The sequence below is a fragment of the Yersinia alsatica genome, assembly GCF_902170305.1.
Lineage (GTDB): Bacteria > Pseudomonadota > Gammaproteobacteria > Enterobacterales > Enterobacteriaceae > Yersinia > Yersinia alsatica.
The window spans coordinates 144,797-157,575 of record NZ_CABHWW010000033.1 but is presented as its reverse complement, the minus strand read 5'-3'; the positions used below and the strand labels follow the sequence as shown (position 1 = coordinate 157,575).

Genomic DNA, 12,779 nt, shown 5'->3' with positions numbered 1-12,779 from the left:
TTATGGACGAAAAACGACTCACTCATTTGCGGCAATTGGAGGCGGAGAGTATCCATATCATCCGTGAAGTGGCCGCCGAATTCGGCAACCCGGTGATGCTCTATTCCATCGGCAAAGACTCTTCTGTGATGCTGCATTTGGCGCGCAAAGCATTTTTCCCCGGTAATTTACCTTTCCCATTATTGCATGTGGATACTGGCTGGAAATTCCGTGAAATGTACGAATTCCGTGACCGCACGGCAAAAGCTTTTGGTTGTGAATTGCTGGTGCACCGTAACCCGGAAGGCGTTGCCATGGGGATTAATCCCTTTGTTCACGGCAGTGCCAAACATACCGATATCATGAAAACCGAAGGCCTCAAGCAAGCACTGAATAAGTATGGTTTTGATGCGGCTTTTGGTGGCGCGCGGCGTGATGAGGAGAAATCCCGCGCCAAAGAACGTATTTATTCGTTCCGCGACCGCTTCCATCGTTGGGACCCAAAAAATCAGCGCCCGGAACTGTGGCATAACTACAACGGCCAGATTAACAAAGGCGAAAGTATTCGTGTCTTCCCGCTGTCCAACTGGACAGAGCTGGATATCTGGCAATATATCTTCCTGGAAAAAATCGACATAGTGCCGCTGTATTTGGCGAAGCCGCGCCCGGTGGTCGAGCGTGATGGTATGTTGCTGATGGTCGATGACGATCGAATCGATCTACAGCCGGGTGAAGTGATTACGCAGAAAATGGTGCGTTTCCGTACTCTCGGCTGCTGGCCGCTGACCGGCGCGGTTGAGTCCGAGGCTGAAACCTTGCCCGCCATTATCGAAGAGATGCTTATCTCGACCACCAGCGAACGTCAGGGTCGAATGATCGACCGCGATCAATCCGGCTCGATGGAGCTTAAAAAGCGTCAGGGATATTTCTGAGGAGCGCCCGATGAGCACAAAATTTCCAGACCAATCTGCTTTAGAACGTCAGTCAGCTTCAGAGAGCAGGTCGATGATTTTACAAAATACGTCTATTGCCCAGCAGATTGCTAATGAAGGCGGGGTGGAAGCTTACCTGCACGCACAGCAGCATAAAACGATGTTGCGTTTTCTGACCTGCGGCAGTGTGGATGATGGTAAAAGTACCTTGATTGGCCGTTTGTTGCACGATACCCGGCAAATCTACGAAGATCAGTTGACTACGCTACACACTGACAGCAAGCGGATGGGGACTCAGGGTGAGAAACTGGACTTGGCATTGCTGGTGGATGGCTTGCAGGCCGAACGCGAACAGGGCATTACCATTGATGTAGCCTATCGTTATTTCTCGACTGAAAAACGTAAATTTATCATCGCCGATACTCCGGGGCATGAGCAATACACCCGCAATATGGCCACCGGTGCTTCTACTTGTGACTTGGCTATTTTGTTGATCGATGCCCGCAAAGGGGTATTGGACCAAACTCGTCGCCACAGTTTTATCGCCACGTTACTGGGTATTCGCCACTTAGTGGTGGCAGTGAACAAGATGGACTTGGTGGATTATCAGGAAAATGTCTTCGAGCAGTTCAAAGAAGATTACCTGAGTTTTGCCGAGCAGTTACCGACAGATCTCAATATTAAATTTGTACCGCTGTCTGCGCTGGATGGCGACAATGTGGCCTCGCCAAGTGAGAAAATGAATTGGTACCCCGGGCCGACACTGCTTGAAGTATTGGAAAGTGTTGATGTGGTGAATGCCAGTCGTCAGCAGCCACTGCGTTTCCCGGTGCAGTATGTTAACCGGCCAAATCTGGATTTCCGTGGTTATGCTGGCACCTTGTCTGCCGGTATTGTCCGGGTGGGACAAAAAGTCAAAGTATTGCCCTCTGGTGTGGAATCAACCGTGGCGCGAATTGTGACTTTCGATGGCGATTTAACCCAAGCCGTTCCCGGCGAGGCGATTACGCTGGTGCTGACCGATGAGGTCGATATCAGCCGTGGCGACCTACTGGTTGATGCCAGTGAGACGCTCAAAGCCGCCCAAAATGCGCTGGTGGATGTGGTATGGATGGCCGAACAACCATTGGTGGTGGGGCAAAGTTATGACATTAAAGTCGCGGGGAAAAAGACCCGCGCTCGAGTTGAAAATATCCAATATCAAGTTGAGATCAACTCATTGACTCAGCGGGTGGTTGAAAGCCTGCCCTTGAACGGCATTGGTTTGGTTGAGCTGGCGTTTGATGAGCCGCTGCTGCTGGACAGCTATCAACGTAATCGGGACACCGGCGGCATGATCTTTATTGATCGCTTGAGTAATGTCACCGTCGGTGCAGGTTTGATCCGTGAAACGCTAGAGTCGGTTTACCAAGAAACAACTGAATTCAGCTCATTTGAACTCGAACTGAATGCATTGGTTCGCCGCCACTTCCCACACTGGGGTGCGCGTGATTTGTTAGGGGGGAAATAGCGTGCCTGCGGATGAGAATATTGTCTGGCATCCCCATGCCGTGACCCGAGAAGACCGTGAACAACAGCATGGGCATCAGGGCGTCGTGCTGTGGTTTACCGGTTTATCGGGCTCCGGTAAATCGACCTTGGCCGGCGCACTGGAACAGGCGCTGTTTGCCCGCGGTGTCAGTACTTACTTACTCGATGGTGACAATGTTCGCCATGGTTTATGTCGCGACTTGGGTTTTTCTGATGCTGACCGGCGCGAGAATATCCGTCGGGTCGGCGAAGTGGCTAAATTGATGGTTGATGCCGGTCTGGTGGTGCTGACCGCCTTCATTTCTCCTCATCGGGCTGAGCGCCAAATGGTGCGAGATATGCTGGCATCGGGCCAGTTTATCGAGGTATTCGTGGATACGCCGCTGGCGATTTGCGAAGCCCGCGACCCGAAAGGACTCTATAAGAAAGCCCGCGCCGGTGAGCTGAAAAACTTTACCGGTATCGACTCTGTTTATGAATTTCCTGAGCATCCCGATACGCATTTGCAGGGTGAACAATTAGTAACAAATTTGATTGAACAATTGTTAGACGTACTCCGTGGTAGAGCTATTATCAAACTCTAAATGTACTTTTTGGCTACATGTCCTGCCCGGCAAAACGACCTCAGAGCGTGCCGGTAAACTGTGCCCACGGGATTTCTATGCAGAATATTACCCAGATTATTATCGACGAACAGCGGGAAAGGGAGGAGCCGTCATACTCCTTTCTCGGTGGCGTCACGGGTTTCGTTTTCTATTGGCTGGCGTTTGCGATCCCATTTTTTGTCTACGGCCCCAATACCGTTTTCTTCTTACTCTATACTTGGCCGTTCTTTTTGGCTTTAATGCCGGTCTCGGTGCTAATAGGTATCACGCTGAGCATGCTATCGCGCGGTAATCTGCTGGTTACCGTCGGTGGCACTGGGATTGCGGTGGTGTGTTTATTCTGGATGCTGTTTTCATTTCTCACCGGCTGGTGAGCGCGAGTTTAGCGGGCGGTCTGGGATTAGCCCGATAACCGCCCGTTTCAGTTTTGAATAAGGTCAATTTGTAACAACCTTCATCGATCTCAAGATACAGGTAGGCAGCAACAGATTTGAATGCTGCTTGCAGCGGCCTCGCAGAAGCGAGGCCCGTGGATGGGCCGAGTAATAATGGCAGCCAACAACCCTGTAACGTGAAAGATGAGGGTTAACTTTGTGCTGAAAGCACTTTGCTGAGGAAGGCTTGAGTGCGCGGGTTGCTTGGCGCGGTAAAAATCTCTTCCGGTTGACCCTCTTCCTGAATCACCCCTTGATCAATAAACAGTACCCGGTCGGCAACATCGCGGGCAAAGCCCATTTCATGGGTGACGACCACCATGGTCATCCCTTCCAATGCCAATGCTTTCATTACCGCTAGCACTTCGCCCACCAGCTCTGGGTCAAGGGCCGAGGTTGGCTCATCAAACAGCATGATTTTCGGCTCCATCGCCAAGGCTCTGGCAATGGCGACTCGTTGCTGTTGTCCACCGGACAGGCTACTAGGATAAGCATCAATCTTATCCAGTAATCCGACTTTACGCAGCAATAACTCAGCCCGTTCTATGGCCTGCGCACGCGGCAGTTTTTTGACGTCCATCGGTGCCATAATCAGGTTTTCCAGCACCGTCATATGCGGGAACAGATTAAACCGTTGGAATACCATGCCGACACTTTCGCGCATACGGTTAAGATCTGTTTTGGGATTATGAATCTCAAAACCATTCACCGTTATCTCACCCCCGGACAAAGTCTCCAGTGCATTAATGCAGCGCAAAAAAGTGCTTTTGCCCGAGCCTGACGGACCAATGATGCAAACCACTTCTTTCGGCTGAATTTCGCAGGAAATGCCGCGCAACACATGGGTTTCGCCAAATTGTTTTTGCAGGTTATGTACGTGAATCACTTTTACCGAACCTCTTTTCCATATGCCGCACTAACAGCGAAAGCAAGAACGTAATAACCCAATAAACCAGTGAAATGGCTAGGTAGGGTTCCCAATAAGTCGCATAGGCACCGGATACGGTGCGAGCGGCATAGGCTAAATCGGCCAGCCCAATGGCAGATGCCAGTGATGAATCTTTCACGATGGCAATGGCATTGTTACCCAATGGCGGCAACATGCGGCGGAAAGCTTGCGGCAGGATAACCTTACGCATAGTTTTGCCGTAGCTCATGCCCAGTGAGCGCGATGCTTCCATCTGACCACGATCAATGGACTGGATACCGGCACGGAAAATCTCGGAGACATATGCCCCGGCATTCAATGTGATAGCCACGATACAAGATAAAAATGCGCCGTAATCGGAGCGCAGCATTCGGGCAAAATCAGAGGACATAATGCCATTGGTGACCAGAATGCCATCTCGTGGATTGATAAACAGTGGCACTAACGCGAAATGCACCACCATAATCTGCACAAAGAGCGGAGTTCCCCGAATGGCACTGATATAGATACGCACTGGCCATTGAACAAAGTAATACAATACTGGCTTCCAGATACCATGAGGTGCCTGTGCCAACCGCCCCAGCCCCAGAGTTAAGCCCCAGGTGGTTCCCAGAATCACGCAGATAATGGTGCACTTTATCGTCATCCAGGCGCCGTCCATAAACAGTGGCGCGTATTCCTCGATGATTTCCCAACGAAATCCTGACATAAGACAATCCAAAAACCTTCATCATTGGCGTTACAGCGGTTATTCACCAGCGGACGGTAACGCCAACGACTTTGGCTCTAAAAAAGGGGTAATAAAAAATTATTTTGCTGGCTGAGTTGCCGCAGGCAAAGTAGGTACCTGTGCATCAAACCATTTTTCGTAGATTTTGGCATAGGTGCCGTCAGCCACGATTTTCTGTAAACCGTTGTTGATTTTATTACGTAATTCTTCATTACCTTTCGCGACCGCAATACCAAAATATTGGCGCTCAAACTTGTCATCAGAAACCAGTTGGAAGGCTTTTTCGGGATGAGTTTTCAGGTAGAACTTGGCCACACCCACATCACCGACTGCTGCTGCGATGCCATCTTCATATAACTCTTGCAGCATCAGCGGCGTATTATCAAAGCGTTTGATTGCGGTGCTGTTTTTGCCCAGAACATCAGATACCACGATATCGCCGGTGCTGGAGTTCACTACGCCAACATTCAGGTTTTTCAAGGCGGCAATGGAGTCCACTTTAGAATCTTTAGGCACCACGATGGTTTGTTCTGCTGGGAAATAAGGGTCAGAAAAATCAACCATTTGCTTACGTTTGTCGGTAATAGTGATGCCAGAAATAATGATGTCACGATCACCTGAACCCAAGGTGGCAAAAATACCTTCCCACGGTGTATTCACCAGTTTGACCTGGAAACCTTCTGCTTTACCGATAGCTTTAATGATATCGATATCAAAGCCTTCCAGCTGTTTTTGGCTATTTTCATACTCGAATGGGCGGTAGGTACCACCGGAACCAACCACATAAGTCGGTTCAGCAGCCATCGCGCTGCTTGCAGACAACAGGGCTGCCAGGCATGTCCCGACCAGCATTAAACGTTTAAACATGTGAATCTCCCGGTTAAAAGGCAAAGACGAGTGAAAGTACGATTTTTTATTTATGCAGTTTGAGTGCATAAAAATAAACTTTTATAAATGTAAACTCAACCGTGATGGGGATTATTTATTTATGGCGACATTAAATATTCACATTTCTTTTGTTGGTAGGCATAAGCTAACGGCAAAACCAACTTTACCAGTGTTTATCGCTGCATGATTAATTCACCGAGAATGGCGGGGTGAAACCGTGCTGAAAATTAGCATTTAATGACATTTTGTAGATTTGCGTGGTATTTTTGCCGGAAATCGTCCTTAATCTGAGCCTTGTGGCCTATTTCCGTCACAGAGTGGAGTCCGACGAAAAGTTGTGGGATGATTAGGCAGTTTTTCAGGGGGCGGGCATGGGAAAACTTACACTACTATTGCTGATTTTACTTGGCTGGCTACAGTATTCATTGTGGCTGGGCAAGAATGGTGTTCATGATTTTGTTCGGGTTAAGGATGACGTTGCCCTTCAAGAGGTCAATAACGGCAAACTTAAAGCCCGAAATGACCAGCTATTCGCTGAAATTGATGATTTAAACGGTGGTCAAGAGGCGATCGAAGAACGCGCACGTAACGAACTGGGTATGATTAAACCCGGCGAAAGTTTCTATCGTCTGGTTCCTGACCAATCCGGACGCAATGCGAGTATCCCTTCGACGCAAAATAACGCACAACAATAAATAATGAGTAATTTCGCAGTTTCCCTTCCTGAAGTCGTCGCCATATTACCGGCGGCGGGTATTGGTAGCCGCATGCAGGCTGATTGCCCAAAACAGTATTTAATTGCTGGCGGCAAGACAATCATTGAACATGCCATTTTCTCTTTACTGAATCACCCAAGGATCCAGCGGGTTATCGTGGTGATTCATCCACAGGATCAGCAATTCTCTACATTATCTATTGCTCGTGATCCGCGCATCAGTGTGGTTCACGGTGGTGAGCAGCGAGCCGATTCTGTCATGGCGGGTTTGCAATATGCCGGGCGTGCCGAGTGGGCATTGGTGCATGATGCGGCGCGTCCCTGTTTGCATGCTGATGATCTTGAAAGATTGTTGTCGATTATCGAGCACAGCAAAGTCGGCGGAATTCTGGCGGCACCGGTTCGCGACACCATGAAGCGGAGTGAAGCTGGGGTTCAAGCTATCGCGCATACTGTGGACCGCCAAGCACTGTGGCATGCCCTGACACCGCAACTTTTTCCACTTGAGTTATTAAAAATGTGCTTATCCCGCGCCCTGCAAGATGGGGCGGTGGTCACCGATGAGGCTTCAGCATTAGAACATTGCGGCTATCATCCGATACTGGTTTCGGGCCGTTCGGATAATATCAAGGTGACGCGCCCGGAAGATCTGGCGCTGGCAGAGTTTTATTTAACTCAACGACAAAATCCCCAATAATTGGAGTGCAATTAATGCGAATTGGCCATGGTTTCGATGTTCATAAGTTTGGCGGCGAAGGCCCGCTAATTATAGGCGGCGTGCGCATCCCTTATGAAAAGGGCCTGCTGGCACACTCTGATGGTGATGTCGCATTACATGCCGCGACCGATGCATTGCTGGGTGCTGCTGCTTTGGGCGATATCGGAAAGTTATTCCCCGACACTGACCCGGCGTTTAAAGGCGCAGACAGCCGCGCGCTATTGCGTGAAGCTTATCGCCGTATCTTGGCGAAAGGTTACCAACTGGGGAATCTGGATATTACGATTATTGCCCAAGCCCCTAAAATGGCCCCTCATATCCCGCAAATGCGCGTTCATTTGGCGGAAGACCTACAATGTCATATGGACGATATCAACGTCAAAGCCACGACCACTGAACAGCTTGGCTTTACTGGGCGTGGTGAAGGTATTGCCTGTGAAGCGGTAGCCCTGTTGGTTAAAGCCCAGTAGTCGCTTAAAAAATAGTTATTGGTTAAGGCATAAATGATGGACATGGAAAATCTAACCTGGTTGCACGGCAAACCCAAAGCAAGTGGCATTTTAAAAGCCAATCCGGAAGACTTTGTGGTGGTCGAAGACCTGGGATTTGAACCTGACGGTGAAGGCGAGCATTTATTGGTGCGCATCCGCAAAAATGGCTGCAATACCCAGTTTGTTGCTGATTATCTGGCGCGTTTTGCCAAGATTCACCCACGTTTGGTGAGCTATGCGGGCTTGAAAGATCGCCATGCCGTCACTGAACAATGGTTCTGCTTGCACTTACCGGGCAAAGAAGCGCCAGATTTGTCCACTTTTGAGCTGGAAGGTTGTGAAGTATTAGAATCAGTGCGCCAGAAAAGAAAACTGCGCATCGGTTCATTGAAGGGGAATGCCTTCACCTTGGTACTGCGCCATATTACCGATAATCAGGATGTAGAACAGCGATTGCAGCAGATAGCCGCGCAGGGTGTGCCTAACTACTTTGGTAGCCAGCGATTTGGTCGTGGCGGCAATAATCTGGTGCAGGCTCGGTTATGGGCCAATAATGAAATTCGCGTAAAAGAGCGCAGTAAACGCAGCTTTTATTTGTCTGCTAGTCGCAGTGCCATGTTCAACCTGATTAGCAGTTGCCGTTTGGCACAGCAGCAGGCGACAACAGTGCTGGCAGGTGATGCATTGCAGCTCTCGGGGCGCGGCAGTTGGTTTGTGGCTGAAGCTGAAGAACTGACCACCTTACAGCAACGAGTTGATGCGGGTGAATTGAATGTTACTGCGCCATTGCCGGGTGATGGCGAACTGGGTACCCAGGGCGAAGCATTGGCTTTCGAGCAGGCATGCCTGGCGGAGCAAACCGAACTATTAGCATTAATTAAGCGCGAGCGTGTGGAAGGAGCTCGCCGGGCTATCTTGCTGAAACCACAGAATATGGCGTGGAATTGGTGGGATGAGGTCACTTTGGAACTCAGCTTCTGGCTGCCCGCTGGCAGTTTTGCCACCAGTGTGGTGCGCGAAATTATGAATCAGGACAATGCCGATGCTGCGGATATTGCTGAGTAACGACGACGGTATCACTGCGCCAGGCATCCAAACACTGGCATCAGCATTGCGAGAATTTGCCCACGTACAGATTGTGGCTCCGGACCGTAATCGCAGCGGTTCCTCTAATGCTTTGACGTTAGATAGCGCTTTGCGCATCACGACGTTATCCAATGGTGACATTGCGGTGCAGCAAGGTACGCCGACTGACTGTGTCTATCTTGGGGTCAATGCGCTCATGCGTCCCCGCCCTGATATTGTGGTTTCTGGCATCAATGCGGGCCCGAATCTGGGGGATGATGTTATCTACTCGGGTACGGTGGCGGCGGCGATGGAAGGGCGGCATCTGGGGTTCCCGGCACTGGCGGTCTCGCTCAATGGCCATCAGCACTATGCGACAGCGGCCGCTGTCACTTGCCGGATATTGCGCGCGTTACAACATAAACCGTTGCGTACCGGTAAAATACTGAATATTAATGTACCTGACTTACCCTTATCTGAAATTAAAGGGATTCGGGTAACACGTTGTGGTAGCCGCCATCCGGCAGAGCAGGTATTTTGTCAACAAGACCCACGTGGGCAAGATCTCTATTGGATTGGACCTCCGGGGGAAAAGTTTGATGTGGCGGAGGACACTGATTTTGCAGCAGTTGAGCAAGGTTATGTTGCTATCACGCCATTGCAGGTTGATTTAACCGCTTATGCGGCGCAACCGGTAGTTGAAGATTGGTTAACCGACATGACGCTAGTAAATACCGAGGTTGACGGGGAATGGTAAATAAACGCATGCAAACATTGTTGATGCAGTTACGTCAGCAGGGCATTGCAGACGAGCGCTTGTTACAGGCGATCGAAGCCGTGCCGCGCGAGCGTTTTGTTGATGAGGCGTTATCCCATAAGGCCTATGAGAATACAGCCCTTCCTATAGGTTCAGGGCAAACTATTTCTCAGCCTTATATGGTGGCGCGTATGACGGAGTTGTTGCAATTGACACCCACTTCGCGAGTATTAGAGATCGGTACCGGTTCGGGTTATCAGACCGCTATTTTGGCGCATTTAGTCGAACATGTATGTTCAGTTGAACGAATCAAAGGGTTACAGTGGCAGGCAAAACGTCGCCTGAAACAGCTTGATCTGCATAATGTCTCAACTCGCCACGGTGATGGCTGGCTAGGTTGGGCATCACGCGGGCCATTTGATGCGATCATTGTGACAGCCGCTCCGCCAGAAATACCCAATGCATTACTTGAGCAATTGGATGAGGGAGGGATATTAGTCCTGCCGGTGGGGGAGCAAGCTCAAACATTAAAATGCGTGCAGCGTCGTAACAATGAATTCCAGATTGAGACGGTGGAAGCGGTGCGTTTTGTTCCTTTGGTAAAAGGGGAGTTGGCTTAAATAAAATATTCTTATTTCAGCTTTAGTCTTTTACTACGTCCCTAGCACAATTTTTGTGCTAAATATCGGACGAAAATCAGTAACATAAATTTTATGGTGTGGCAGGCGCGGTATTGATAGCATGCGCGCTTGTGCATTTTGTCTCTTCAGTTTGGGCTTGCATAGATGTGGCTCACACTGTGGAACCTTTTAAGACTCGAAAAATGAGTGGCGTAGTGACCATCAGACTGACGTTGTTGATTATCGTCAGCTGAGCACTTTAACTATCGACCACTGATAACTACAGTGTAAAAGGTATTTTGGTTATATCGCTTATTATTGCTGTCATGGGGGAAGCATGAGCACGGGAAGCCCAATGATTACATTACGCCGAGTAGCGGCATGTACGGTTATGAGTTTATGGTTGGTGGGTTGTAGCAATGATAATACGACCTCTGCACCAATCAGCAGTGTCGGTGGTGATCGTTCAGGTACCATGCTAGGCGGCTCTAACACCAATAGTTCAGGTGAGCGCATAGTTTATAACCGTAGCTACGACAATATTCCCAAAGGAAGTTACAGCGGCAATACCTATACCGTTAAACGCGGTGACACGCTGTTTTATATTGCCTGGATAACTGGAAATGACTTCCGAGATCTCGCGGCAAAGAACAATATTGCTGAGCCATACAGTCTGAATGTGGGGCAATCCATTCAACTTGGTAATGGTTCTAGCGGTGGGATGTTGGCTGCAACTGATGCCACATCAGGCGGAATGACAAAACCGCCAGCAAATATTCAGAACACAACTACAATGGTTGATTCTCCATCAACTAGCGCGTATTCTGAAAACTCGGGTAAACAGAATGTTGGTAAAATGTTACCAGCAGCAGGAGCAGTTGCCGCAACGACCGCCCCTGTTACTGCACCTAGCAGTGTCATCAGTGACCCTACCAGCAATGGTGGTCCAGTGAGTAGCTGGAAATGGCCAACTGAAGGCAAAACGATCGATAGCTTCTCTGCTTCCGAAGGGGGCAATAAAGGGATTGATATCGCCGGTTCTCGTGGTCAACCAATTTTCGCTACAGCAAATGGGCGAGTTGTGTATGCCGGGAATGCACTGCGTGGTTACGGTAATCTTATTATCATCAAACACAATGATGATTACCTGAGCGCCTACGCTCACAACGATACAATGCTGGTCCGGGAACAAGAAGAAGTGAAGGCGGGTCAAAAAATAGCCACCATGGGTAGCACCGGAACCAGTTCAGTAAGATTGCACTTTGAAATTCGTTACAAGGGGAAATCCGTAAACCCGCTGCGTTACCTTCCGCAGCGATAGATTGGGCAGAATACGCTGTATTCTGCTCGCCGGATTCACGGGTAGGAGCAGCATATGAGCCAAAATACGCTGAAAGTTAACGAGTTGCAGGAAGATGCTGATTTTGACGAAAACAGTACGGAAACTGAAATTTTCGACGAAAAAGCATTAGTTGAAGATGAACCTACCGAAAGTGAGTTAGCAGAAGATGAGCTGTTGGCGCAAGGTGTTACTCAGCGAGTGCTGGATGCGACACAGCTCTATCTTGGTGAGATTGGTTATTCGCCACTGCTGACCGCAGAAGAAGAGGTTTATTTTGCCCGGCGTGCATTACGCGGAGACGTGCCCTCGCGTCGACGTATGATTGAAAGTAACTTGCGGCTGGTGGTGAAGATTGCCCGCCGTTATAGTAATCGCGGCTTAGCGCTGCTGGATCTTATTGAAGAGGGTAACCTCGGCCTGATCCGGGCGGTGGAAAAGTTTGACCCTGAACGCGGTTTCCGTTTCTCCACTTATGCTACCTGGTGGATACGTCAGACAATTGAACGGGCAATAATGAACCAAACCCGTACTATCCGTTTGCCTATCCATATCGTTAAAGAATTAAACGTTTATTTGCGTACCGCACGAGAACTTTCTCATAAATTGGATCATGAACCGAGCGCTGAAGAGATTGCCGAGCAACTCGACAAACCGGTTGATGATGTGAGCCGTATGTTACGCCTCAACGAGCGTATCACTTCTGTTGATACACCTTTAGGCGGCGACTCAGAGAAAGCCTTGTTAGATATTCTGTCTGACGAAAACGAAAATGGTCCAGAAGACACCACGCAAGATGACGATATGAAACAAAGTATCGTGAAATGGCTGTTTGAATTGAATGCCAAACAGCGCGAAGTTCTGGCTCGTCGTTTTGGTCTGTTAGGGTATGAAGCAGCAACACTGGAAGATGTTGGCCGTGAGATTGGTTTGACACGTGAACGTGTCCGCCAGATTCAGGTTGAAGGTTTACGTCGCTTGCGGGAAATTCTGCAAGGACAGGGCCTGAGCATCGAAGCGTTGTTCCGCGAATAAAAGTCGTTGATAA

Annotated in this window: 15 protein-coding genes; 12 read left to right on the top strand and 3 right to left on the bottom strand. The window is 49.3% G+C overall.

Annotation, left to right across the window (positions count from 1 at the left end; genetic code table 11):
• Positions 1 to 2 precede the first annotated feature (2 nt).
• The 4 genes from cysD (at position 3) to FTA96_RS19880 (ending at position 3,420) form a co-directional block, all read left to right on the top strand.
• The gene (gene cysD, locus FTA96_RS19895) at positions 3 to 911 is read left to right on the top strand and encodes a sulfate adenylyltransferase subunit CysD (protein WP_004706274.1); all 909 of its coding nucleotides are present in this window, start codon (positions 3 to 5) and stop codon (positions 909 to 911) included.
• A gap of 10 nt (positions 912 to 921) precedes the next feature.
• Positions 922 to 2,421, top strand: coding sequence for a sulfate adenylyltransferase subunit CysN (gene cysN, locus FTA96_RS19890; RefSeq protein ID WP_186371557.1), 1,500 nt, complete (start codon positions 922 to 924; stop codon positions 2,419 to 2,421).
• Between the two features lies 1 nt (position 2,422).
• Positions 2,423 to 3,025 carry an adenylyl-sulfate kinase gene (gene cysC, locus FTA96_RS19885; protein WP_050106487.1) on the top strand — a complete coding sequence of 201 codons (603 nt, stop codon included), beginning with the start codon at positions 2,423 to 2,425 and terminating at the stop codon, positions 3,023 to 3,025.
• A 77-nt stretch (positions 3,026 to 3,102) separates the two neighbouring features.
• Positions 3,103 to 3,420 carry a DUF3561 family protein gene (locus FTA96_RS19880; protein ID WP_050106486.1) on the top strand — a complete coding sequence of 106 codons (318 nt, stop codon included), beginning with the start codon at positions 3,103 to 3,105 and terminating at the stop codon, positions 3,418 to 3,420.
• Positions 3,421 to 3,631: 211 nt separating this feature from the next.
• On the opposite strand, the gene FTA96_RS19875 is transcribed toward FTA96_RS19880, so the two are convergent.
• The 3 genes from FTA96_RS19875 to FTA96_RS19865 all read right to left on the bottom strand — a co-directional run bounded on the left by FTA96_RS19875 (position 3,632) and on the right by FTA96_RS19865 (position 6,005).
• Positions 3,632 to 4,366, bottom strand: coding sequence for an amino acid ABC transporter ATP-binding protein (locus FTA96_RS19875; protein WP_050106485.1), 735 nt, complete (start codon positions 4,364 to 4,366; stop codon positions 3,632 to 3,634).
• Positions 4,350 to 5,117: an amino acid ABC transporter permease gene (locus FTA96_RS19870; protein ID WP_050106484.1), complete on the bottom strand. Its 768-nt coding sequence runs from the start codon at positions 5,115 to 5,117 to the stop codon at positions 4,350 to 4,352. Before FTA96_RS19870 ends, FTA96_RS19875 begins: the two co-directional genes overlap by 17 nt.
• Positions 5,118 to 5,216: 99 nt before the next feature.
• Complete coding sequence (locus FTA96_RS19865) at positions 5,217 to 6,005, bottom strand: basic amino acid ABC transporter substrate-binding protein (RefSeq protein ID WP_050106483.1); 789 nt, start codon at positions 6,003 to 6,005, stop codon at positions 5,217 to 5,219.
• A gap of 392 nt (positions 6,006 to 6,397) precedes the next feature.
• On the opposite strand from FTA96_RS19865, the gene ftsB reads away from it, so the two are divergent.
• From ftsB to rpoS, 8 genes are all read left to right on the top strand, one after another.
• Positions 6,398 to 6,721, top strand: coding sequence for a cell division protein FtsB (gene ftsB, locus FTA96_RS19860; RefSeq protein ID WP_050106482.1), 324 nt, complete (start codon positions 6,398 to 6,400; stop codon positions 6,719 to 6,721).
• A 3-nt stretch (positions 6,722 to 6,724) separates the two neighbouring features.
• Positions 6,725 to 7,438, top strand: coding sequence for a 2-C-methyl-D-erythritol 4-phosphate cytidylyltransferase (ispD, locus tag FTA96_RS19855; RefSeq protein WP_050106481.1), 714 nt, complete (start codon positions 6,725 to 6,727; stop codon positions 7,436 to 7,438).
• Positions 7,439 to 7,452: 14 nt separating this feature from the next.
• Positions 7,453 to 7,929: a 2-C-methyl-D-erythritol 2,4-cyclodiphosphate synthase gene (gene ispF, locus FTA96_RS19850; protein ID WP_050106480.1), complete on the top strand. Its 477-nt coding sequence runs from the start codon at positions 7,453 to 7,455 to the stop codon at positions 7,927 to 7,929.
• Between the two features lie 36 nt (positions 7,930 to 7,965).
• Positions 7,966 to 9,015, top strand: coding sequence for a tRNA pseudouridine(13) synthase TruD (truD, locus tag FTA96_RS19845; RefSeq protein WP_050106479.1), 1,050 nt, complete (start codon positions 7,966 to 7,968; stop codon positions 9,013 to 9,015).
• On the top strand, positions 8,993 to 9,772 hold the full coding sequence (gene surE, locus FTA96_RS19840; RefSeq protein ID WP_050133171.1) for a 5'/3'-nucleotidase SurE: 780 nt from the start codon (positions 8,993 to 8,995) through the stop codon (positions 9,770 to 9,772). The genes truD and surE overlap by 23 nt, the downstream gene beginning before the upstream one ends.
• On the top strand, positions 9,766 to 10,392 hold the full coding sequence (locus tag FTA96_RS19835; RefSeq protein ID WP_050106477.1) for a protein-L-isoaspartate(D-aspartate) O-methyltransferase: 627 nt from the start codon (positions 9,766 to 9,768) through the stop codon (positions 10,390 to 10,392). Before surE ends, FTA96_RS19835 begins: the two co-directional genes overlap by 7 nt.
• A gap of 355 nt (positions 10,393 to 10,747) precedes the next feature.
• Complete coding sequence (gene nlpD, locus FTA96_RS19830; RefSeq protein WP_050106476.1) at positions 10,748 to 11,713, top strand: murein hydrolase activator NlpD; 966 nt, start codon at positions 10,748 to 10,750, stop codon at positions 11,711 to 11,713.
• A 54-nt stretch (positions 11,714 to 11,767) separates the two neighbouring features.
• A complete protein-coding gene (gene rpoS, locus FTA96_RS19825) occupies positions 11,768 to 12,766 on the top strand; it encodes an RNA polymerase sigma factor RpoS (protein WP_050106475.1) in 999 nt (332 codons plus the stop codon).
• The last annotated feature ends 13 nt before the right edge of the window (positions 12,767 to 12,779 follow it).